At 57.6% G+C, this 21,633-nt stretch carries 19 protein-coding genes and 1 pseudogene; 3 read left to right on the top strand and 17 right to left on the bottom strand.

The features are described from left to right. Nucleotides 1–210: 210 nt before the first annotated feature. A complete protein-coding gene (locus GUY40_RS00490; RefSeq protein ID WP_166566977.1) occupies nucleotides 211–798 on the bottom strand; it encodes a hypothetical protein in 588 nt (195 codons plus the stop codon). A 277-nt stretch (nucleotides 799–1,075) separates the two neighbouring features. On the opposite strand from GUY40_RS00490, the gene GUY40_RS00485 reads away from it, so the two are divergent. Further along, nucleotides 1,076–1,285, top strand: coding sequence for a hypothetical protein (locus GUY40_RS00485; protein WP_166566976.1), 210 nt, complete (start codon nucleotides 1,076–1,078; stop codon nucleotides 1,283–1,285). A 496-nt stretch (nucleotides 1,286–1,781) separates the two neighbouring features. Here the strand turns inward: GUY40_RS00485 and GUY40_RS00480 are convergent, their stop codons facing one another. The 10 genes from GUY40_RS00480 to hppD form a co-directional block, all read right to left on the bottom strand. Then, nucleotides 1,782–2,660, bottom strand: coding sequence for a hypothetical protein (locus GUY40_RS00480; RefSeq protein ID WP_166566975.1), 879 nt, complete (start codon nucleotides 2,658–2,660; stop codon nucleotides 1,782–1,784). Between the two features lie 781 nt (nucleotides 2,661–3,441). Then, nucleotides 3,442–3,588 carry a hypothetical protein gene (locus tag GUY40_RS00475; RefSeq protein WP_166566974.1) on the bottom strand — a complete coding sequence of 49 codons (147 nt, stop codon included), beginning with the start codon at nucleotides 3,586–3,588 and terminating at the stop codon, nucleotides 3,442–3,444. 41 nt (nucleotides 3,589–3,629) lie between these two features. After that, nucleotides 3,630–4,214 (bottom strand): recombinase family protein, encoded by a 585-nt coding sequence (locus tag GUY40_RS00470; RefSeq protein WP_166566973.1) that lies wholly within the window; start codon nucleotides 4,212–4,214, stop codon nucleotides 3,630–3,632. 308 nt (nucleotides 4,215–4,522) lie between these two features. Further along, complete coding sequence (locus tag GUY40_RS00465) at nucleotides 4,523–4,810, bottom strand: hypothetical protein (protein WP_166566972.1); 288 nt, start codon at nucleotides 4,808–4,810, stop codon at nucleotides 4,523–4,525. 260 nt (nucleotides 4,811–5,070) lie between these two features. Then, entirely contained in the window at nucleotides 5,071–7,104 is a 2,034-nt protein-coding gene (locus GUY40_RS00460; RefSeq protein ID WP_166566971.1) for an AAA family ATPase, read from the bottom strand. Next, entirely contained in the window at nucleotides 7,101–8,024 is a 924-nt protein-coding gene (locus tag GUY40_RS00455; RefSeq protein WP_166566970.1) for a ParB N-terminal domain-containing protein, read from the bottom strand. The genes GUY40_RS00460 and GUY40_RS00455 overlap by 4 nt, the downstream gene beginning before the upstream one ends. Continuing rightward, entirely contained in the window at nucleotides 8,021–8,467 is a 447-nt protein-coding gene (locus tag GUY40_RS00450) for a hypothetical protein (protein ID WP_166566969.1), read from the bottom strand. Before GUY40_RS00450 ends, GUY40_RS00455 begins: the two co-directional genes overlap by 4 nt. 2 nt (nucleotides 8,468–8,469) lie before the next feature. After that, nucleotides 8,470–8,751 carry an AlpA family transcriptional regulator gene (locus tag GUY40_RS00445; protein ID WP_166566968.1) on the bottom strand — a complete coding sequence of 94 codons (282 nt, stop codon included), beginning with the start codon at nucleotides 8,749–8,751 and terminating at the stop codon, nucleotides 8,470–8,472. 291 nt (nucleotides 8,752–9,042) lie between these two features. Continuing rightward, nucleotides 9,043–10,242 (bottom strand): integrase arm-type DNA-binding domain-containing protein, encoded by a 1,200-nt coding sequence (locus GUY40_RS00440; protein ID WP_166566967.1) that lies wholly within the window; start codon nucleotides 10,240–10,242, stop codon nucleotides 9,043–9,045. Nucleotides 10,243–10,647: 405 nt separating this feature from the next. Beyond that, entirely contained in the window at nucleotides 10,648–11,724 is a 1,077-nt protein-coding gene (gene hppD, locus GUY40_RS00435) for a 4-hydroxyphenylpyruvate dioxygenase (RefSeq protein ID WP_166566966.1), read from the bottom strand. Nucleotides 11,725–12,076: 352 nt separating this feature from the next. Here hppD and GUY40_RS00430 point away from each other — a divergent pair, with 352 nt between their 5' ends. Both GUY40_RS00430 and rarD read left to right on the top strand, forming a co-directional pair. After that, nucleotides 12,077–13,651 (top strand): EAL domain-containing protein, encoded by a 1,575-nt coding sequence (locus GUY40_RS00430; RefSeq protein ID WP_166566965.1) that lies wholly within the window; start codon nucleotides 12,077–12,079, stop codon nucleotides 13,649–13,651. An 88-nt stretch (nucleotides 13,652–13,739) separates the two neighbouring features. Next, nucleotides 13,740–14,627: an EamA family transporter RarD gene (rarD, locus tag GUY40_RS00425; protein WP_166566964.1), complete on the top strand. Its 888-nt coding sequence runs from the start codon at nucleotides 13,740–13,742 to the stop codon at nucleotides 14,625–14,627. On the opposite strand, the pseudogene GUY40_RS00420 reads toward rarD, so the two are convergent. The 6 genes and pseudogenes from GUY40_RS00420 to GUY40_RS00395 all read right to left on the bottom strand — a co-directional run bounded on the left by GUY40_RS00420 (nucleotide 14,590) and on the right by GUY40_RS00395 (nucleotide 21,494). Next, nucleotides 14,590–16,160, bottom strand: a pseudogene (locus GUY40_RS00420) (transporter associated domain-containing protein). The gene rarD and the pseudogene GUY40_RS00420 overlap by 38 nt on opposite strands. A 913-nt stretch (nucleotides 16,161–17,073) precedes the next feature. Further along, the gene (gene bla, locus GUY40_RS00415) at nucleotides 17,074–17,964 is read right to left on the bottom strand and encodes a class A beta-lactamase (RefSeq protein ID WP_166566963.1); all 891 of its coding nucleotides are present in this window, start codon (nucleotides 17,962–17,964) and stop codon (nucleotides 17,074–17,076) included. Then, complete coding sequence (locus GUY40_RS00410; RefSeq protein ID WP_166566962.1) at nucleotides 17,964–18,239, bottom strand: type II toxin-antitoxin system RelE/ParE family toxin; 276 nt, start codon at nucleotides 18,237–18,239, stop codon at nucleotides 17,964–17,966. Before GUY40_RS00410 ends, bla begins: the two co-directional genes overlap by 1 nt. Further along, entirely contained in the window at nucleotides 18,239–18,511 is a 273-nt protein-coding gene (locus GUY40_RS00405) for a CopG family ribbon-helix-helix protein (protein WP_166567180.1), read from the bottom strand. Before GUY40_RS00405 ends, GUY40_RS00410 begins: the two co-directional genes overlap by 1 nt. Before the next feature lie 108 nt (nucleotides 18,512–18,619). Next, nucleotides 18,620–20,047, bottom strand: coding sequence for a sigma-54 dependent transcriptional regulator (locus GUY40_RS00400; protein WP_166566961.1), 1,428 nt, complete (start codon nucleotides 20,045–20,047; stop codon nucleotides 18,620–18,622). Next, nucleotides 20,016–21,494, bottom strand: a complete 1,479-nt coding sequence (locus tag GUY40_RS00395; protein WP_166566960.1) for an ATP-binding protein — start codon at nucleotides 21,492–21,494, stop codon at nucleotides 20,016–20,018. Before GUY40_RS00395 ends, GUY40_RS00400 begins: the two co-directional genes overlap by 32 nt. Nucleotides 21,495–21,633: the final 139 nt, after the last annotated feature.

Genomic DNA, 21,633 nt, shown 5'->3' with positions numbered 1-21,633 from the left:
GCAATGATCGTCATCCTTATCCCTGAAGAAAACCCTCCTGGCATTCTCCCATCCGGGCCTTGACCTCCAGACCGGTCAACTCATCGAACTGCGACTGGATCTGTTCGCAGAGCCAGCGTCTACGCGAAATCTACAGCAGCATAGCCCTGCGACTCGCCTGGATTTCACGGAACGACGCCCCCGCGCTTACCTACACACCGGTGAGCCGGTCTACAGCAGCTCCCGCTTACGCGTCAGTGCCTGCTCGGCTGCCGAACCGGCATAGGTCTCAAGGCTGCCACCATGCGTCGCGCGCACCACGGCGTTGTCGCGCCTTTCTTCAGGGGTCAACTTCAACTCTTGCGCCCAGCGGTCGCGGTCAGCGTCTTCGACGACTTCAGGCTGGACCAGTGGCACGGTGTCGGGGCGTGGAACCTGACAGCTTTCTTGAAGCGTCGGGTGCTTGATGGCAGGTTCAAACTCACGTTGTGCGTGGAGGCCCAAGTTCAGAGCAAAAGCAATCCGCCGCGCAGCCTCGAAATGATCGAGGTTTGTGAAATTGACCTGCTGGTTGAACTGCACAGTATCAGCATCTTCCCTGATAGGCGGTGGCAGTAATCTCGACAAACACTGATTAAGGAAAAGGTCTGGCCGTTCCTTGGCGACGTTGAACAGCCAATCCGGGCCGAGACGCTTGTACACCTTGAGAATGTCAGCAGCCATTATTTCAGTTACTAACAGGCGCTCGGCTTTATCGAGCGTACCGCGCTTGCGGCCGCCGGTTTTGACGCATCCGGCTTTACGTCCTGGTGCGTTCATTATTCTGCAACCTCTTCTTCGTATTCCTCAACAGCCACAATTCGAATCTGCCCACCTACCATATCGGTTGTGACGTTTACACAATTATGCGGCGGCACTTCGCACAAAGCCATCACGACTTTAGGCACTTCGGCCATGACCCGCGCAAAAGCGCAGCCCCCGCTGACATCGATTCATCAAATCTAGGCGATACCGGCGTTTTCACACAGCCTGGGTCGATAGCGGACGTTCAGCAAGCAAGCAGCTAGACTGATTTCACTGCCACGAGGTGACAACAATGAAACGGACGCTACAGGGAATGATCGACGCAGGTGAGCCGTTGATGCAGCAGGCTATCGATGCCATGCGCAGCTATCACGAGGCGGAGGCTGCGGGCTATCCTACCGATGAAGTGGAGCGACTCCGAGTGCTGGCAGAGTCGCTATTTCAGGCAGTGTCGGAATATCAGTTGCGGGAACTTGGCGGCTTCACAAACACTCTTCATTGAGACACAGCTTGCGTAGTCATCGCCGAGGTCGGCTTTCGGCCCAGGCTGTGTGACAACCACAGCGTCCGAGTAACCGGTTAAAAAAATGACCTGAAAATCTCGTCGCTACGTAAATTTCAGGCCTGTACACCAGCCGATCTTTTTTTAGAATTTAAGTAGAAACGCGTAGTTCGATTTTTTTACGAGAGTTTTACACAGCCTGGACCCAAACCGGTCTGTCGCCATAGGCAGAAATCGGCCAAAAGCCGCCAAAGCTTGGACTCCTCAATGCGCTACAAGCTCAAGCGCTGCAATAATCCACGATGTTTTCAACAGTACACCGCTCGGTAAAGCCTTAGGGAGGCGCTGATTAATTCAGTTTTTCGCGCTCGAAGCGCCCTGCAGGCCTTGGTTTATCAGGGGGCTCAACTGGACTTCTGAATAAATCAGCGTCTCCTTTGAACGATTGCTATTTTGCAATATCTGACCCCGATTCCCTGACAGGCCAAGTTGAAAGCTAGCCACCAGAAACCCAGATGAATCGGAGGCGGCGACCACCGAAGACTTGCCAGATCGACTGGTCGATCGCTTCGGCGTAGTCCCAGTTGCGGAAAGTTCCCTGCTTGCGCAGCCATAGCTCGCTTGTCGTAGCCTGATTAATCAGCATTGGAGGCGTGGGCGTAGTGCATCCCGATCGGAAGTTGTTCGCCGGTGTCAGTGGGCTACAGACTACGCCTACGCCAACGCCGCCCGCCATGCCCGCGGTGACGGCATTAACCATGGAACCGGTCTGGCAAAACCCCCATGCTTCAATCATCTTGCTCTTTGTCACCCCGTTGAAAGGATCAAGGTCAACCTCCACCAGCATTTGGGTTCGTAACAGGCCGGGCGCGTCGTCGACAATAATGAGCAATATATTGCCGTTCTTCAGCTCATAACCAAACATTTTTCGGCCTGGCTGCTGGCCGACTGTGGCCCAATTGGGGTCGATAGTAATAACAGGAACGCCGCCGCTGCGGGCGCATACTCGAGTGTTGCCGGAAACGACGACAAAGGACGTCGTATTACTCGACTGTGTGCTGCCCCCAGGGCAATACCAGCAGGATACCCTGGCACTGGCAGTGATCGTGTGCAGGCCGAGGGGAAGACTAAGATCGCCCTGAGCACGTCTTGACCCCGACGCAACCATCTGGCTGCTGAAGTCGGTACCGTTAACCGTCACCCGAAGACCCGTGAAGGAAGCATTACCAGTAACCACAGCCCTCGCCGGTGACGTAGCCGTCGCATTGTTGGCTGGCCGTTCAATCGTAATCGCACAACCGCCCAAAACCATAGCGAGCACGACGAACAGGAATGCCTGGAGTGCTTGCAGCGCAAATTTGCTTGTTAAGGGCATGGCTTTCTCCTTCGTGCGTAAGACCAAAGCTGTTTCAACGTATTAACGAAGGCTGGTGATATGGGGACAGGCCTAACTATGAATAGACACCAAATGGTGCATAACACCCCGGGCGGGCTTGGTGTATAACATCCCGCAGTGGTCGCGCTCAGTCGCTCTAGGACGCGGCATACGCAGGAGGTTGGGGGATAAGGATTTTATGCACCACGCTCGCAACTCCCTTTTCACGCGCTGATCAAAATTACCCAGAGCGTAGATTGCCATCCCTAAAAAGGAAAACTCGACGCTACCATTACCAAGATTTTTTCCGACTAATAATTGTTCTGAAAATGGCCATGGGCCGCGGTGAGACTTCTGTGCATCCATGGTGCCTGATTGCGATGATGTTGCGCTGGATCGTTGTTGTTGTTGTTGTTGCAAGGGACGTACGAGCGTTTTTCGGGACACGCAGCGCGCAGCGACGCGACCAGGATTCCCGCCTCTGGACGGAGCACGTCCCCAGACAACTACTCGCTGCTTCGGCTGCTCAAACCGCTTCTACCAAATGCAAATGCCCGGCTGGTGCATCGACACCAGCCGGGCAAGATAGGGCGCCATTGGAGTTCGGCCCGCAACTGCTCCAGTTCAGCGCGCTGGCGTTCCAGTTCGCCCAGGTCTGGTGCCAGGGCCTGATATGCCTGCAACTCGGTAAGATCGCTGCGCAGTCGAGGCTGCCAATGACTGGGCACTGTGCGGTTGAGTGCGGATTGGTAGGGTGAGGATGATAGTGCGGTTGTAGCGTTCACAGTCGTATACCTCCAGCATTGTGTTGCCGGGTGCCGTTGAAGACTCGCGCACCGGGTGGATGGTAGGGCTGGTCGCGGTATGGCTCGAACCACAGGTCGATCAGCGTCAGCAGTCGCGGTTTGGGTTGCTCAGTCAGTTTCATCCTCGTGTACCTCTAAAAACATGCCCGCGCGTGGGGACGTTTCAGCACCGTACCCTATGGGCTGGGCTCCAGTGACGTTTCACCGTGGCGATGCTCAGTCCCGAACTCGCAACCACTTCCCGCTGCGACTTACCTTCAGCCTTCAGCTTCTGCACCTGCGCAGTCGTGCCAGTGGCTACGGGTCTGCCCAGCTTCTTACCTTCAGCTTTGGCGCGGGCCAGTCCGGCCTGAGTCCGCTCTACGATCAGATCACGTTCGAACTCTGCGACAGCGGTGAGGACACCCATGGTCATCTTGCCTGCCGAACTGGTGAGATCGGCACCGCCCAATGCCAGACAGTAAACCCGGACCCCGCGATCAGCCAATGTCTTCACCGTGCTCTGGACGTCGATGGCGCTTCTGCCCAAACGGTCGAGCTTGGTGACGATAAGCACGTCTGAAGCCTCCAGGCGCTCTACCAGCTTCTGGAAGCCGGGGCGCTCCATAGCCATCGTGCTACCTGAGATCGTTTCTGCAATCACCCGCTGAGGCTCCACAGCGAAGCCTGCGGCCTGTACCTCCTGCACCTGGTTGTCAGTGGTCTGGTCTTCGCTCGAAACACGGGCATAAACGAATACACGGCTCATGATGCTCACCCCTCTGCGACTGGTATCAACAATCGTTAGTATCAGTCTAACCGGTATCACCAAAGCCGCAAGCCGTTTTGTTGATACCTGATAACGGCCTGTCAGGCCGGTATCATTTAACGACCGTTTGTTGGGCTATAGATGCGCCTGCAAAAACCGCTCGCTTTTGAGGATCCGCCAATTGGCGGTTTCTCTTACCCCAACTAGGCCGACCCAATGGGTCTACCCGGCGCACCATAGAGCCGTTCGGGCCGTCTGATCGGTAATCTGTAGATTTTCTATTTGTATGTTTGCTATATGGGTTTTCATCACAACAAAGAGTTTTTCCTGACCAATCGGACAACTAATTCAGCGTAGGTTTCACCGGGTAGCAGTGCGGCCTTGATAGCTGCCAGTTGCTCGGGACTGAACCACAGGGTTCTGGTGGTCCAGCCTTCGGCACGACGCCTGCTGTTGAGTTCACGCATTCGTCGAGCGTCCTTGGTCCGAGGCTTGGGCGCGGCCAACAACCAGCCCGCCAGCAACAGCCTTTCGACCTCTTCAGGCGAACTGATCGTCCGGGCGTAGCTGCCGTGGACCAGCAATTTCGGTTTCATCTTCGTTACCTCCTACGGGTGGCCAGAGATCGCCATGGTGCAGTGATATCAATTGGCCTTCTCCGACACTCCGACACTACTCCGACAGCAATCCGACAGTAATCCGTCGGAGTGGGTGGGTGGGCGTCGGGTTACTACCCCGACACCCTCCCTCCTATAGTGTGTCGGAGTAGTAGAGGCGCCCGATTTGGCCCTTTTTTTACCCCCGGCCCGCCTTTACTCCGACACTACTCCGACAGATTGGCAGGACCGAAAACCTCTCACTGATCCCCACTGGTTTTTTGCGGCGCTGGCGCCAGATATTGCTGGAAACTGCCCCTTTTCAACTCAGTGGGTAGATCAAGCAAAATCAGCTCTCCGTGTTGCAAGCCTTCGTTTACCAGTTGCCGCAGGCGCCGGATCGTCAGGTCGAGGCTCTCCTTGGCTTCCTCCAGCGAAGAGGACGAGTAATGAATACCTTCCCGAAGCTTGCCTGCGAGGTATCCGCACAGGCGGGCCATATCCCTTTGCTGGGTCAGGCACTCATCCGACTTGGTGCCATTGAACTCTTTAAAGCCCCAGCCAGAGCGCAGCAACCAGACGGGGACTTTAGGTTTTTCCGCATAGCTGACCTTGTGAAAGTGTATGCGCAGCGCCTCATAGCCCTGCACGACAAGGGGGTCAGCCGCCGCTGGCACCAACCATTCCTTATTGGGGCCTACGGCAATCTGCATGAACTGCCTTGAGCCGTCCGCGAGGGAACTGCCACCACGTCCCGCGTATTGATCGGTAATCGCTTCCCGCGCCACGATCTTGCCGGTGTGGTGGATCAGTCGAACGTGGGCGCCCAGTTCACGGGATAAGCGCTTGGCCACTTGGCACATGGCCGCTTCGGCATCGTTGACCAGTCGTTCGCCGGGGCTGAAATACACCAGCGGGTCGATGTTGACCATGGCCAGTCCTTCCCCCGCGTACAGCCTGCACAGTTCGTCCACATGCGAAGTCATGACGATGTTGCCACTGGCATCGAGTTCGGCCAGCCGGACAATCCGATCCGATACATCCTCGAAGAAAATCGAAGCGGTGACGATCTTGCGCTGGGTGGGGGTCAGATTCATGGCCTTCATCAACCAGTACAGCCGGTATTCATAATCCTTGCGTTCGTCCTCACCGGTAACGAACAGCGTCGCGCCCGGACGCAGTACCTTGCGCTTGTACACATCGCGCCCGAGGGCGAGGCAGATCGCCTCATAGATGGTTAGCGTGGTCTTGCCCACCCCACCCGGCGCCACCATCACGCCGTTGCATACCGGAAGCACGCCTTCGACGATGAATTCATGTTCCTCGGGCATGCTCAGCAGCGCAGAGCAGCGCCCCCGCTCGGGTCCGAGAAACACACTGGGCCGGGGATCGCCCGGAACATCCGCCGGGTGATATTGGGTGATGGACCGGGCGATGGTGGTGACGTCCCTTTCGGGTAAAGGCGGCAGGCAGCGGCTGGCGTTCTCGATCAACAGGGCTGCCACTATGCTCTCCTGACCCATACCCCGGCGCCGCATGGTCCCGGCAAGGCTGGTCAGGCTGGCATTGCGGGCACCCTCGGGGATAGTCCCGCCGAAGGTAGCACTCGGGGCCGCTTTTGCAGGGCCATGCAGGATATAGGCGGCGTCCAAGGCCAAGCCCGCGATCAACTCGCTCAGGCTGTAGCTGGTGTCGGGCTGGAACACTTCGAGCCGACAGCTGTACGGTGGGTCGTGTTTGCTATTCACCCCCACCGGCAGTCGGACGTAGCGCACGGGATTGTTGCCGTTGCGATCCAAGGGGATATGCCCAGCCTGCGCCAGCCGCTCATGCAGCCGCTTGGCAATTCCAAGATCACCCACTGGCTCGCTCAGGCGATAGCCGACCTGTACCTTTCCAGGTGAAGTGCGCAACCGCCAAGTGGGGTCAAGCGGGCAGTCCTGTACATCGTCGAGTACCAGCACGGAGAGGTGGGCGAAGTTGGCGTAAGCCCGCTTGCTTGAACCGGCCTTGAAGCTTGCCACGCTGAAATAGGCGTTCATCTCGGGGGCATCCACGGCCTGTTCCGGCTGACAGGATTGCCCACCCCAACACGCCCCCGAAGCATCGCCGGGATTCTCCCGAAAGCGGGTGGTCCAGCAAGTGTCGCCGGGATGGAAGAGGGCAGCGAGAAACAGCGCATTGTTGATTGCTTGCCCGCTATCGAGTTCAGGACTAGGATCAGAGGTGCATCGTGTTGCTCCCTCTGCCCCTTGCGTCGTGACAGCGACCGGGGGCTTTTCTTTTGCAGTCATGACTGCGCCCCCTCACCGATCAGTTCGGCTTTTGCGGCTGCGCACTTAGTCAGCTTTTCGATTTCGGCAGCTTGCTCTGCAAGTTTACGGTTAAGCTCATCGATCAGTTGATGATCTATCTTCACCTCAAGTCGTCTTCTAAGCTGCTCGATCATTAGAGTAGAGGCTTTAACCTTTTCTTTAAGCTGCATGTTTTCAGCTACCACTTCACGCAGCGCATCCTTATGCTTGGCCTTCTCGGCCAACAAACTATCGCGTTCCATCTGCAAAGCGGTAAAGTCCTTAAGCATGGTATCGTAGGTACGCTTCAAGGCTTTATATACATCCGTACGCATATCCTTTTTTGCCCGCCTTGCAATTACATCAGCCAGAACATCTTTCCTCGTATCAGGCTTCAGGGTATTCACCGCTGCACGTAGCGACATGGTGCCTGCTTCCACTGACTTATTGACTTCTGGTGAAGCTTCCGCTTTCTGTTTAGCTCTCTCCCTCTCTACGGAACGCTGGCTTACATGCATCTTGGTTGCGGCTGCCTTCGCGGATACAGGCGCGACTTCTTCCGAGGAACCGCCAACTGGCGGTTCCACTTTGGCCTTGTGCTGGTTGGACCCGTGGCCGAGGTTGGTCATCGCCGCCGCAATCTTCTTCCGCTCGTCATACGTCAGGTCGCGCTGTTGCAGATTGAGGTCCGCTACGTAGGTCAGCGGATCATCACCCTCGTAGACCTGAGTCGGGCATTCCACGCCAAGCTCTTTCGTGGCGAGATACCGATTGACACCATCGAGAATCTTGCCTTGATAGATAACGATTGGAATGCGCACACCGTTCGCTTTTATACTGGCTACAAGACTCTCGAACCGCTCACCTACGATCTTTGGAAAAAGCATGGCAAGGGTGTGAAACTCATATTCAACACTCATACACCACCCCCGTTTTTTTGCTTGTACACATATTCGAGTGCTTCTTCCTGAGTGCCGTGGAAATACTCGTAATGGCAAGGCACATCCAGTTCGGTGGCGGCTTTAGACCGAGCGCGGCCTTCGAGAATTCCACCTTTATCTCCATTTCCATACAGAAGGACTGGTTCGCGTACACCATTAGCTGCGATATCAGCTTTAAGCGCTTCGTACTGTTCACCCTCCATCATCGGAAATAGATTGGCAAAGGGATGGTACTGAAGTTCGTTGTCTTTATCTTTGCCGGCCTTCGGATGCTCGGGTGCAGAGTAATACTTCGAAAATTTCCCTGCCTGCTTCAGCGTCATTTCACCATGCACTACTTTCTTATAGGCTTCCGGGTGTTCACACATGAGTTCCCTGATCAACCTAGATTGAAGGTACTTACCAGTTTCGGACATAGCCATGGTCACACCCCCTCACTCAGCAGGGCGCGCTTGGCAGCAATGGCCTTGGCGACGTTGGCGTCGATGTTGTCGGGGGATACTTGCCGGAAGCTGGACAGCCACAGGCGTACATCTTCCACGCGCCAAGCGACACATCGAGCGGTAAGTTTATATGGGCGAGGAATTACACCGGCTGCCACCAGTGCTAAAAAGCTGGAGCGGCCAATAGGGACGTGACGAAGGATTTGCTCTAGACGAAGGTAGCCGGTGACAGGCAGACCATCAGTGACGGGAATAGCAGACATGGCGATAGCTCTCCGAAAGGGAGCTATGCCGTTTTTTGCGCACGGTTAGCCCCCAAAAACATGGGAAACTAACCGCCTCGAATTACACGGTTTCTGATCCGCATCCATGGACGAACAAAGCTAACTTCATTGGTCGCTGCCTGCCTGACCTGATTAGCTTTGCTCTCGATATCAAATCCTTGAACTACACCTCCTTGGGAAGTGCAGACCGTTCCTTGATACTCCAAAACAGTATGGCGATCAATGCAGGCCAACGGCCATATCCATAAAACAGTGATTCCCGCTAAAGAATCACTGTTTCTTGATAGCCGCATCCAGATAGTCCGCCCACCAAACCATTATTCTCCTGCGCATGGGTAGATATTCCGCTTCGTTGTAAACATTCCTTACGGTTTCCGGAACGTGCGCTAATTGTCTTTCGACGCTATCACCAGAAAATAATGGGCGACCTTCTTCGTCAGCTGCATTATTTATGGCTGTAGAAGCGAGCCTTCTTACTCCATGACTGGTTTGAGTGCCGTGATAACCCAGTGTCTTGAGAGCGGAAAGCAGGGTGCCTGAATGCAGCGGTTTCTCGTAACTGCGACCGGGAAAAACGTATTCGCTGCCGCAGGATATTTCCTTTAGCTCCCTCAGTATTTCGATGGTTTGTGGTGCGAGCGGCACCAGCAATGCCAGGCGCTTTTTCATCCGTTCTTCAGGAATGCGCCATAGGCAATCGTCAAGATCGATCTCGGTCCACGTCGCACCCAGCATTTCGTTGGCGCGAACGAAGGTTAAAAAGATCATTTTCAATGCAAGTCGGGTTTGCCGACTTTCGTAAGCATCGATCTTGCGCAGCAGTTGCGGTAGCTCTTTATCAGTGACGGCTGGATGCTTTTTCGTGACCGCCTTTTGCAGTGAATCGCGCCCGCTTATGTCGGATGAGACGACGTGTTGACACAGGCCTTTGGCTTTTCCATATCTGAAGATCCGTCCGAAAATCGCCAACATCCGGTGCGCCGTTGCCACGGCCCCGGCGTCCTCGATTTTCTCCAGCACATCGAGTACATCCGCTGATCCGAGTTCGTTGATAGGGCGTTTGCCGATAAGTGGGAAGACGTAGCGATCCAGCTGCGACAGCAGGTCATGTGCGTGCTTGGCAACCCAATGCGCCTTGTGCTTGGTGTGCCACTGACGTGCCACAGACTCAAAGGTGTTGGCTCTGGTAGCGCTGTCGGCCTGCTTCTCGGCCTTGCGCAGCTTGGCAGGGTCATCCTGCTTGCGCAGCTCAGCGGCCTTGTCCCGAGCCTCAGCCAGCGATACCTCGGGATAGGTGCCGACACTCAATGCCTGCTCTCTTCCATCGATGAGATAACGGTAACGCCAGTACCTGCGCCCATCAGCATAGATCCACAGGTAGAGGCCACCGCCGTCGCTCATCTTCCTCACCGTCTTGGTGGTGCAGACCGCATTCCTGATCTGGGAGTCCTGTAGTTTGTGAATGGCCATGATTGGTAACTCCTGCGCTTACCTTGGTAGGTAAATTCAGTTCTACCACTATTTTCTGCTGGTTACCAGTTGCTCTGAGTAAGTCTGACCCGTACCACAAAACAGCCTAGAAGCCGCTTAATATAAGGGTTGTAGGGTTTTTACCAGACTTGGTTGGATATAGGATTAGCCGTTATGGCTACAGCGTGCATGGCGGCTTCACCCGAGGAACGGTCTGGGCGGTTTACCTGCAACGCGCCAGCGTCTTCTCCAGCAGTTTCTTCCTGGTCGGGCTGTTGACCGGCGGGGTCTTTTACTGGGCCGCAAGGCGCTCACGGACTCCGGACTGCCAAACCTGCCTGGGCTGAATGCAAAACGGGCCATCCGACAGGTAGCGGATGGCCCGTTTTTTTTCAACGCCGGTGTTTAGTCTGCGTTCAAGACACCACGACGCACCTGGTCGCGCTCGATCGACTCGAACAGCGCCTTGAAGTTACCTTCGCCGAAGCCGTCATCGCCCTTGCGCTGAATGAACTCGAAGAACACCGGGCCCATCAGGGTTTCAGAGAAGATCTGCAGCAACAGGCGCTTGTCACCTTCCTCGGAAGAACCATCAAGCAAAATGCCACGCGATTGCAGTTGCTCAACCGATTCGCCATGCCCCGGAAGGCGCCCTTCGAGCATTTCGTAGTAGGTTTCTGGCGGCGCGGTCATGAAACGCATGCCCAGCGCCTTGAGTTGGTCCCAGGTCTTGATCAGATCATCGGTGAGGAAGGCCACATGCTGGATGCCCTCACCATTGAACTGCATCAGGAACTCTTCGATCTGGCCCGCGCCCTTGGACGATTCTTCGTTCAACGGAATACGGATCATGCCATCGGGCGCGGTCATCGCCTTGGAGGTCAGGCCGGTGTACTCGCCCTTGATGTCGAAGTAACGAATTTCACGGAAGTTGAACAGCTTCTCGTAGAAGTTCGCCCAATACGCCATGCGCCCGCGGTAAACGTTGTGGGTCAGGTGATCGATGATCTTCAGGCCCGCGCCGAGCGGATGGCGGTCCACGCCTTCAATGAAGTTGAAGTCGATGTCATAGATCGAGTTGCCCTCGCCGAAACGGTCGATCAGGTACAGCGGCGCACCGCCGATCCCCTTGATGGCCGGCAAGCGCAGCTCCATGGGCCCGGTCGGGATTTCAACCGGCTGGGCGCCGAGGTCCAGCGCCTGGTGATAGGCCTGCTGGGCATTCTTGACCCGGAACGCCATGCCACACACCGACGGGCCGTGTTCGGCGGCGAAATACGAGGCCAGGCTGTGCGGCTCATTGTTCAGGATCAGGTTGATGCCGCCCTGACGGTACAGGTGTACATCCTTGGAACGGTGGGTTGCCACCTTGGTGAAGCCCATGATCTGGAAGATCGGCTCCAGCGTGCCCGGGGTTGGCGAGGCGAACTCGATGAATTCAAAGCCCATCAGGCCCATCGGGTTTTCGAAGATATCAGCCATGGTTGGTTCCTCATCACGGTATAGGGTTTTAACAGGTGTCAGTGGCTATAGGTGTTGAGGATGGCGGGTGGCGCGCAGGAGATTCCCCTCACGCTGCGAGAGAGGAAGTCACCATAGATGAGTTTGAACCCGTACTGCTTCATATGGACCCATCTCTTGGGTGTGGTCTGCCGAGGCGGCGGACTTTATTATTGTATGCGTAAGCCGATTCTACACAGCGTAACGCATTACGCAAACGCTTTATCAAGGCAGCGGCTATCATGAGTCAGCAGTCGACGCTGTTCGCATGCCAGGGAAAGGGCCCGCATTGCCTGGTTCGACTTCATCGCTCACTTCAGGCGAACACCGAGCCATGCCGTTATCCGTCAAACACTCAAGACGAACCCCTGTGCGCCTGGCGTTGCCATGGCTGATGGGAACCGTGCCCCTGTTATTGGGATTGTTCATCCTGCACTGGCAGGCTGAGCGAGAACTTCACGCCCGCGCCTGGCAAACCGCCGAACAGGCACTTGCCCAATTCAACCTGATGCTGGACAACGTCGCCGCCTCCACTGAATTGCTGTTACCGCTCGCCGGGCAACCCTGCGACGGCGTGAAGCTTGCGCTGCGTGAACAAGTGACACGCCGACCTTTCGTGCGTTCGACCAACGTGGCGTACAAGCACCATCTTTATTGTAATTCGCTTTTTGGCGACTACAGCGAAACCATCAACCCCGCCGACTATGTCGACGGCAAACTGAGGCTGATGCACGGCAATCCGATCACCCCTGACCAGGCATTGCTGGTCTATCGCCAGAGCATGGGTGAGCAAACCGCCATGGCCAGCCTGGATGGTTTCCACTTGGCCAATGCCTTGCGCATGATCGGTCAGGGTGAAGATCTGGTGTTACAAGTCGGGCCCGTATGGCTGAGCGCCGACGGCGCCGTGCATGACACCCCCGTACCGGCTTATGCGGTGGCGGCCACATCTCGGGTGTCTGGGCGCTACCCTTTCAGCGTGCATACCGGCTTTGCCGAAGGCGAGCCGTGGCGGCTCATGATGGCTCACTACCCTGCCCTGTTCGGCCTGCTGCTGTTTTTCGGCATCCTGACGGGCGGCGTCTGCCACTGGATACTGATGCGCCCGCGCTCCCCGCACCAGGAACTGCAGCGTGCCCTGGAAGCCAACGAGTTCATCCCCTTCTTCCAACCGGTGGTGCGGGGCGAACAGAGTCACTGGGCCGGCGCCGAAGTGCTGATGCGCTGGCAGCACCCGCGTGAAGGGCTGGTACGGCCGGACCTGTTCATACCGCTGGCCGAAGACAGCGGCCTGATCGTGCCAATGACCCGCGCCCTGATGCAGCAAACGGCGGCCCAACTGGCCCCGCATGCCGACGCCTTCGAGGATGGCTTTCGCATCGGCATCAATATTTGCGCCAGCCACTGCCAGGATCTGAACCTCTACGACGACTGCCGAGCATTTCTCGCCGCCTTCGCGCCAGGCCGCGTCACCCTGATGCTGGAGTTGACCGAGCGCGAGCTGATCCTGCCCACTGACACCACCTTGCTACTGTTCGAGAAATTGCACGAATTGGGTGTCCTGATCGCCATTGATGACTTCGGCACCGGCCACTCGAGCCTGGCGTACTTGCGCCAGTTCAACGTTGATTACTTGAAAATCGACCAGAGTTTTGTCGCCACCATCGGTGTGGATACTTTGTCCGGTCATCTACTGGATACCATCATCGAGCTCTCGGCGAAGCTGGATCTGGGCATCGTCGCCGAAGGCGTGGAGACCACGGAGCAGAAGGACTATCTGCTGCAACGCGGGGTCGACTTCCTGCAGGGCTACCTGTTCGGCAAACCCCTGCCTTTGAACGAATTCATCGCCCTGCTGGCCAATCAACCCGATAAAACGACGAATACCCTGCATCCCGTGGCCAACTGAGCGATTCAGCCAGTTGTATTGCAGGGGGCACAATTGAGAACATAGCGGGCTGCGTCACCTGTCAAAAATCCGCTTCGCGAGGCACTCCTTGTCCAAAGGCATCATTTCGTCCGTCACGGCATCCGCCCTGTTTGCCGTGATGTATTTCTATACCTCTCTTTTGACCCCGCTCAGCGGTGAGGAGGTCTTCGGTTGGCGCATGCTGCTGACCTTGCCGTGCGTGACCTTGTTCATGTTGGTCAGCCGTGATTTTTCCCTGGCGATCGGGCTGCTGCGACGGATTCGAGAGAAACCGCTGCTGCTGCTGGGGGCTATCGGCACCTCGAGCCTGATGGGGGTGCAACTCTGGCTGTTTCTCTGGGCTCCGCTGCATGGACGCAGCCTGGAAGTCTCGCTGGGCTATTTCCTGTTGCCCTTGACCATGGTCCTGACCGGGCGCCTGGTCTATGGCGAACGCCTGTCGTACTTGCAAACGGTGGCGGTCTGCTGCGCGATGGTGGGTGTGGGGCATGAACTGTATCAACACGGCAGCTTTGCCTGGGAGACCCTGCTGGTGGCTTCAGGTTATCCGCTGTACTTCGTGCTGCGGCGCAAATGCCGAACCGATCACCTCGGCGGCTTGTGGGTGGACATGTGCCTGATGATGCCGGTGGCCCTGGCGTTCGTATTGGCCGGACCGGCGTCAGGCAGCGATTTGCAGGAACATCCGGCGCTGTACTGGCTGATTCCGGGCCTGGGCATGATCAGCGCCCTGGCGCTGATCAGTTACGTGCTCGCCAGCCGCTTGCTGGCGTTCAGCCTGTTCGGCTTGCTCAGCTATGTCGAGCCGGTCCTGCTGGTTGGCGTGGCCCTGCTGCTGGGTGAGAGCATCGGGCCAGACCAGTGGTTCACCTACCTGCCGATCTGGCTGGCGGTGGTGGTGCTGATCCTTGAAGGCTTCAAGCACCTGCTGCGTCAGCGTCGGCGTTCGGTCTGAGCAGCACCTGCCGGACCCGACGCTCCTCCACCGACATCACGGTCAACTGCCAGGCCTGCCAGCGCAGGGTGTCGCCGACCATTGGCAAGCGATCCAGCAAACTCATCACCAGACCCGCAAGGGTCTGGTAATCCTCGGTCGCCCTGGCGCCAAAACCGGTGCGGGCCTGAATCAGGCTGAGGTTCAGCGCACCGTTGACGATAAAGCCGTCCTCCTCTTCGACGATGTCCGGGCCAACCACTTCGCTGGCATCCGGCAGTGCACCGGCAATCGACTCGAGGATATCGGTCATGGTCAGCAGGCCGGTGAAGTCACCGAATTCGTTAACCACAAAGGCGATATGGGTCGACTGCGCACGCATCTGCTCCAGCGCGTTCAAGATGCTGAAGCTCTCCAGCAGATGCAGCGGCTTGCGGGCCAGGCATTCCAGGTCCGGCTCGTTGCCGGCCAACAGCGTCTTGAGCAACTCCTTCTTGTGCAGGTAGCCCAGCGGCTCTTCAATGCGTCCCTGACGGATCAGCGGCAGGCGCGAATAAGAGGAATGCATCAAGGCCATGCGCACCTGCTCGGGCGGTTGCTCAAGGTCGATGGCGTCGACTTCGGCGCGCACCGTCATCACGGTGCGGATTGGCCGCTCGGCCAGGTTCAGCACGCCGCTGATCATGACCCGTTCGCGGCGGTCAAACAGCGCGTTGTCGTCACCGTCTTCGAGCATGTCGGCGATTTCCTCACCCACTTCCTCGGCATCTGGCCGGCGACCGCCCAGCAGGCGCAAGACCGCGTGGGCCGTCCGTTCACGCAGCGGCCGGTGCTGCTGCAGGCTGCGCTTGCGCCGCGCACGAGCCAGTTGGTTAAACACCTCGATCAGAATCGAGAAGCCAATGGCGGCGTACAGGTAGCCTTTGGGAATGTGAAAACCCAGACCTTCAGCGGTGAGGCTGAAGCCGATCATCATCAAGAAGCCCAGGCACAGCATGATCACGGTCGGGTGAGCGTTGACCAAACGGGTCAGCGGCTTGCTCGCGACAATCATCAGGCCGATGGAAATCACCACGGCGATCATCATGACCGACAGCTGTTCAACCATGCCCACGGCGGTAATGACCGCATCGAGCGAGAACACCGCGTCGAGCACCACGATCTGCGCCACGATCGGCCAGAACGCGGAGTAACGCAGCGTGCCGCTGCTTTGGGTGACATGCCCTTCCAGCCGCTCGTGCAGTTCCATGGTGGCCTTGAACAGCAGAAATACACCGCCGAACAGCATGATCAGGTCGCGCCCGGAGAAACCCTTGTCAAACACCTCGAACAGCGGTGCGGTCAGGGTGACCATCCAGGAAATACTGGCCAACAGGCCCAGACGCATGATCAGGGCCAGTAACAGGCCAATGAGCCGTGCACGGTCGCGCTGATGAGGCGGCAGTTTGTCGGCAAGGATGGCGATAAACACCAGGTTGTCGATGCCCAGGACCAGTTCCAGGACAATAAGCGTCGCCAGGCCTAGCCAGGGGTGGGGTCGGCTAGCCATTCCATGGACGAGTACTCGAGCAAGGGCGATCAGAAGGGGGGATTACAGCAGGCCAGAATGGCCCTGGACTGGGAGGCTCCGAGAAGGAAGTCATAGGTACCTAAAATCATAACGGGGGGAGATCCTACAATTGCAGCACCGATTTCCGACACCGCAAAAATGTTTCAAGTCGCGTCAGGATGTTGGTTTCTGTCGCTTTGCTGGCCTCATCGCGACGGTTCGGCGCCCCGACAAGCTCGGCTCTCATAGAACAAAAATTATCTCATTGATTTTTAAAGATAGATTTTTGGTTCATCGCGCAATTGCGGGATAGTCACACCGAAACCACACAGATCTAAAGCCGAACAAACAAGGCTGACAACTCCAAATTCACAGGCCATGGCACGTTGCAACAAATGTGGGAGCGGATTTACCGGAGCGCCGGACCGCCGCGATGCGCCGCGCGGGCGGCGCGCGGTCTCAAGAACAATGGAAAAACCAAGGCAGGCACCTCCCACGGCTCATGCGATCTGCTGGCAGGCCCCCTCGCCTCCCCCATCAGAATGAAGAGGGTTGCCTAAGGACCGTATCAAGGCTTCCAAGTGCTTGCCTTGGGTTTTCCGGCGCTGCCGAAATCGAGCGCCGCCCGCGCGGCGCATCGCGGCGGTCCGGCGCTCCGGTAAATCCGCTCCCACATTTGTTGCAACGTGCCATGGCCTGTGAGATTGGGGTTGTCAGCCTTGTTTGTAGGGCGGAAGATCGCGGCGGCGCAGGGGCAAAAAAATTTTTACCGATTTGTCCGCATGTTCTCTACGCGACAGCGCAGCCTCAAAGAGGCGGGGCGGACTCCTACAGCCTCTCTCAGCATCAACCCCGATGTTGAGCGAGGAATGTGTGGCAAAGCTTGCTAGCGATGAGGCCAGCGCAGGCAATAGAGCTCTAGCCGAGCACCCAATCAGCCACCACCCGCGCCGCCTCAGCAATGATGTCATTGCGCGGCTTGGCGTCTTTCTCGGGCTGGGTCGTGTAAATCGCTACAACGATCGGCGCCCGCTGGGGTGGCCAGACCACGCCGATGTCGCTCGCCGAGGCGTAATCGCCGGTCCCGGTCTTGTCCCCCACCTGCCAACCACTCGGTACGCCAGCACGAATGCGCTCATCGCCGGTGGTATTGCCGCGCAGCCAGGCTTGTAACTGCGCAGCCTGTGCCGGCTCCAGGGCATTGCCCAGCACCAGGCGCTGCAAGCTGCGCCCCATCGCCGCCGGTGTCGAGGTGTCACGCGGGTCACCGGGAATCGCGGTATTGAGTTCGGTTTCCCAGCGGTCCAACCGAAACGCCTGATCGCCGATCGACCGCGCAAATTCAGTGACTGCCGACGGTCCTCCCAGCAGCTTTATCAACAGATTGGCCGCCGTGTTGTCGCTGTACTGCACCGCCGCTGCGCACAGCTCAGCCACCGTCATGCCTTCGTCAATGTACCTCTCAGTCACGGGGGAATAGCTGACCAGCTCGCTTTTCGAGTACCTGAGCCGCTGCTGCAGGACGCCGGGCTTGCGCTCGCTGAACTTCAGGACGGCGGCTGCCAGCATCATCTTGAACGTGCTGCAGACAGCAAAGCGCTCGGTGGCGCGATAGCCCAGTTGGGTGTCGTTTCCGGTGTCGAGGGCAAAGACGCCGAGGCGTCCGTTCAATTGTTTTTCCAGGGCTGCACATCGACTGATAAATACCCGGTCAATTATCGATTCTGTGGCCCAGGAGCCAATACTTAATGGCAGCGAAGCGGCGACTAACAAAAACCGTCGGCGGTTGATTGAATACAGGGCGTCCATCAGCGATCCTCGCGTGTATGCCACAAGCGCAAGAGGAAGATGGTTGAGCCCAATACCTCGTAACGCAACTCGTAGTGGCCTATCAACATTCGCCGTACATCTCGAGGCTCAAACTCTTCGAGACGCTCGCCGATGCGTGGGTTGGTGAGCACGGTGGTGGGCGCAGCGACTAGCTGTTGAACAGTCCGGGCAGCGGCCGGCTGGTTGACGAGAGAGAGAAATTCGTAAAGCCGAGAAACATCAGACAGTGCCTTGCTTGTCCACTTCAACTCCATCAGCGAGGAACCTGAAGCGGCTTATCAGTGCTGAGGCTTTCAGCCCAAGCCTGGACAGCCTGATGGTCGATAACCCGTCCCGCATCCACATCTGCCAGTGCTTCGCGGGTCAGACGGCTGCGTTCTTCTTCTAGATCGATCCAGTCTGCCAGTGCCTGTTTCACGATCCAACCTTTGGAACGCTCCAGCCGCTCGGCCATTTGGTCGATTTTTTCAGCCAGCTTCAGCGGCACATGGGCGGTGACCACCCGGGTTTCTGAGGTGCGGGACATAATCAAGACTCTCACAGGGGCGCCAAATTCGGCATGTCGATTAACAATCAATCATAGTGATTAATTGTTAATCGTCAACTGCGCTACTGCCTGCGGTTAATCACGCAGTTACCATTGTCGCTTATCCGGCCGCGTCAACCCCAGCTTCTCGATCCTGTACCTGAGCATGTCCCGGCTCAAGCCCAGCAGTCGTGCCGACTTGGTGACGTTCCAGTCGGTGCGGTCGAGCATTTTGCGCACCATGTCGCGCTCCACTTCCGGCAGGTTCATATTTTCCACCGGCTCGCTCATCATGCGCGGCTCGTACATCGGTGGCGCAGTTTCGGCCATGGGTTCGTCGGTCAGGCTCATGCACACGTTCAATTGCGCCGGGGCGATGATGTCGTGTTGGGTCAACAACACGGTTTGCTCGAGCATGTTACGCAGTTCGCGCACGTTGCCCGGCCAGCTGTAGCCCAGCAGCAGTTGTTGCGCTTCGGGGCTGAAGCTCAATCTCGACTTGCCGTAGCGGCGGCCGTGGTGAGTGAGGAAGTGTTTGGCCAGCAGCAGGACGTCGTCGCCACGGGCATACAGGCGTGGGACCTTGATCGAAATGATCCGTAGACGGAAGAACAGGTCACGACGGAATTTGCCCTGCTGGACCATCTGTTCCAGGTTGCAGTTGGTCGCACTGATGATGCGGATATCGACCTTGCGTTCTTTCACTGAGCCGATCCGGCGGATGGTACGGTCTTCCAGCAACTTGAGCAGCTTGGACTGCAGCAGCAGGTCCATCTCCCCGATTTCGTCGAGGAACAGGGTGCCGCCATCCGCCGCTTCGACCAGGCCCACCCGGCGCTCCTTGGCGTCGGTGAACGCACCTTTTTCATGGCCGAAGAGTTCGGCTTCCAGCAGGTTGGCAGGGATCGAAGCGCAGTTGAATTCCACAAAGGGGGCCTTGCAGCGCGGCCCGTCAAAATGCAGGGCACGGGCCACCAGTTCCTTGCCGGTGCCGGTCTCGCCCTCGACCAACACCGGCGGCAGGTCGCCGCCGGTCATACGCTGCTCGGCTTCGAGCAGGTGGCGCAAGGTGGCTTTCATCGCCAGCATTGCCGGCGACTCGCCGATCAGCGCCTGCAGCCCCGATTTCTGTGCCTCCCGTTCCTGGTAGAACGACAGTTTGCGCTCCAGCCGTTCGGTGGCCAGCGCCTTGTCCAGCAGCACCTTGAGTTCACTCAGGGCGACGGGTTTGGTCAGGTAATGAAAGGCGCCCTCCTTCATCGCCGTGACCGCGTCTTCGACATTGCCGTAGCCGGTCATCATGATGACTTTCAGCTCTGGCACCCTCTCCATCAGTTGCTTGATCAGCTCATGGCCGCTCATGCCTGGCAGGGAGTTATCGGTCACTACGGCATCGGGGTTGCACTGCTGCAATTGTTCCAGCGCTTCTTCGGCGCTGTGACAGACCGTGACCTCGAAGCCTTTGCGTTCGAGAAAGGTCTGGATGTTTGCTGCGAGGAGTTCGTCATCCTCGACTACCAGAATGCTGTGTTCCATGTTCTTCTCCCAGCGCAACCTTGAAGATGAGGCAGACTCGGGTTCCTTCCTGCTCGCGACTGGTCAGGCTGACCGAGCCGCCAAACCGCTCCATGATCTTCTTGACCAACACCAGCCCCACCCCCAGCCCGCCCTGCTTGGTGGTGAAGAAAGGCTTGAAGACCATGCGCTCCTGTTGCGCAGTCATTCCCTTGCCCGTGTCATCGAGCAGCAATTGCACACGCTGCCCGCTTTGCTCTTGAACCTTGATACCCAGTACGCCGCCAGTGGGCATTGCCTCCAGCGCATTGGCCAACAGACTATTGAGAATTTGCGTCAGCATCACCTGTTGGCTGACCACTGGCGCGGCGGCCGGCACGTTCAGCTGCACCTGGATTCCGGTGCGGGCGATCTGCGTCTTGAAGCCGGCCAGGGCATCGTCAATGACCACGACCAGGTCCACGGTTTCGGCGTCATCGTTCATCGGCCGCAGCGACACAAGCAATTCGCGGACCCAGCGCGACATGCGGTCGACCTGGCTGATGATGTCGGTGATGTTTCTCTGCGCCGGTACGTCGGCGATTTCATGCGCAAGTTCGGCGCTGGAACGGATGGTCGCCAGCGGGTTGCGCAGGCTGTGCGCCACCGCCGAGGACATCTCGCCCAGGGCCACGAAGGTTTCGCTGGCGATCAACTGGCGCTGCTGGGATTGCAGCATCAGGCTGGCGCGCCGGATAATCCAATACAGCCCCAGGTAGATCAGCGCGCCACCCAGGACAGTCGTCACCCAGATAATCACGTAGCCGCGCTGGATCCGGCGCACCAGGTCCTGCGGCTCCTTGTAGACCTCGACCATGGCGGTGACCTTGTCACCCTGGGTGTTGAACATCGGGATGTAGTTTTCGATAAACAGGTACTTGGGCTCGGTCAGAAACTTTTGCTCATCGCGCTCTTCAGCCACCTCGTGGTAGCTGGCCGAGACCGGCCGGCGAGATTCAAAGGCTTCGTCCAGATCGTCGTCATCCAGAATCTGCTGGCCCACAAGCTCCGGGTTGGAGGACCAGACGATGGTGCGATCCAGTGCATAAACGATCGCCAGCAGCGAATCCGGCAGGTGCTCGATATGGTCGAGAAACTCAACCCGCGCCGCCGCTACCGCCGCCGCCGACAAGCCCGGGTGGTTGGCATCCTGACGCGGATCGAGCAATTCGGCCATGCTGATTTGCGGGCTCAAGCCGGCATGCCTCACTTCCGCGAGGCCGATCGACTGGACGAACTGTGCCGTGAGCAACGCATCGCGTTCCACGCTTTCGGTGACCACAAACCGGGTCGAAACATAGCCCAGGCCTGCCGCCACCGAGGCAATGATGAACAGGCTCACCAACGAAAACCAACGCAGCAGGTTGAACTGCCCCGGCGTGCTACTGGTTCCCCATGTGGCCGCTTGTGCAACCCTGAGCATCTTCATCGGACTGATTCCTTGATGCTTTTCGTTAAACCTTATAGCCCAAGCGATGCATCGGTATTCACATCAATACTAATGACAGCGCAGGCGATGATAGTAATTTGCCGCTATTGGATCTGCGGATGTATTACCAGGCTTTGGG

Origin of the sequence: Pseudomonas sp. R5(2019), assembly GCF_009905435.1 — a bacterium.
In the GTDB taxonomy this organism is placed as follows: Bacteria; Pseudomonadota; Gammaproteobacteria; order Pseudomonadales; family Pseudomonadaceae; genus Aquipseudomonas.
This window is presented reverse-complemented; position numbering and strand designations above follow the sequence as displayed.

What these genes read in the sequence shown, in the direction of transcription:
- GUY40_RS00490 (WP_166566977.1), bottom strand. Translation starts at nt 798, where the DNA reads ATGAACGCACCAGGACGTAAAGCCGGATGCGTCAAAACCGGCGGCCGC.
- GUY40_RS00485 (WP_166566976.1), top strand. Translation starts at nt 1,076, where the DNA reads ATGAAACGGACGCTACAGGGAATGATCGACGCAGGTGAGCCGTTGATG.
- GUY40_RS00480 (WP_166566975.1), bottom strand. Translation starts at nt 2,660, where the DNA reads ATGCCCTTAACAAGCAAATTTGCGCTGCAAGCACTCCAGGCATTCCTG.
- GUY40_RS00475 (WP_166566974.1), bottom strand. Translation starts at nt 3,588, where the DNA reads ATGAAACTGACTGAGCAACCCAAACCGCGACTGCTGACGCTGATCGAC.
- GUY40_RS00470 (WP_166566973.1), bottom strand. Translation starts at nt 4,214, where the DNA reads ATGAGCCGTGTATTCGTTTATGCCCGTGTTTCGAGCGAAGACCAGACC.
- GUY40_RS00465 (WP_166566972.1), bottom strand. Translation starts at nt 4,810, where the DNA reads ATGAAACCGAAATTGCTGGTCCACGGCAGCTACGCCCGGACGATCAGT.
- GUY40_RS00460 (WP_166566971.1), bottom strand. Translation starts at nt 7,104, where the DNA reads ATGACTGCAAAAGAAAAGCCCCCGGTCGCTGTCACGACGCAAGGGGCA.
- GUY40_RS00455 (WP_166566970.1), bottom strand. Translation starts at nt 8,024, where the DNA reads ATGAGTGTTGAATATGAGTTTCACACCCTTGCCATGCTTTTTCCAAAG.
- GUY40_RS00450 (WP_166566969.1), bottom strand. Translation starts at nt 8,467, where the DNA reads ATGGCTATGTCCGAAACTGGTAAGTACCTTCAATCTAGGTTGATCAGG.
- GUY40_RS00445 (WP_166566968.1), bottom strand. Translation starts at nt 8,751, where the DNA reads ATGTCTGCTATTCCCGTCACTGATGGTCTGCCTGTCACCGGCTACCTT.
- GUY40_RS00440 (WP_166566967.1), bottom strand. Translation starts at nt 10,242, where the DNA reads ATGGCCATTCACAAACTACAGGACTCCCAGATCAGGAATGCGGTCTGC.
- hppD (WP_166566966.1), bottom strand. Translation starts at nt 11,724, where the DNA reads ATGGCTGATATCTTCGAAAACCCGATGGGCCTGATGGGCTTTGAATTC.
- GUY40_RS00430 (WP_166566965.1), top strand. Translation starts at nt 12,077, where the DNA reads ATGCCGTTATCCGTCAAACACTCAAGACGAACCCCTGTGCGCCTGGCG.
- bla (WP_166566963.1), bottom strand. Translation starts at nt 17,964, where the DNA reads ATGGACGCCCTGTATTCAATCAACCGCCGACGGTTTTTGTTAGTCGCC.
- GUY40_RS00410 (WP_166566962.1), bottom strand. Translation starts at nt 18,239, where the DNA reads ATGGAGTTGAAGTGGACAAGCAAGGCACTGTCTGATGTTTCTCGGCTT.
- GUY40_RS00405 (WP_166567180.1), bottom strand. Translation starts at nt 18,511, where the DNA reads ATGTCCCGCACCTCAGAAACCCGGGTGGTCACCGCCCATGTGCCGCTG.
- GUY40_RS00400 (WP_166566961.1), bottom strand. Translation starts at nt 20,047, where the DNA reads ATGGAACACAGCATTCTGGTAGTCGAGGATGACGAACTCCTCGCAGCA.
- GUY40_RS00395 (WP_166566960.1), bottom strand. Translation starts at nt 21,494, where the DNA reads ATGAAGATGCTCAGGGTTGCACAAGCGGCCACATGGGGAACCAGTAGC.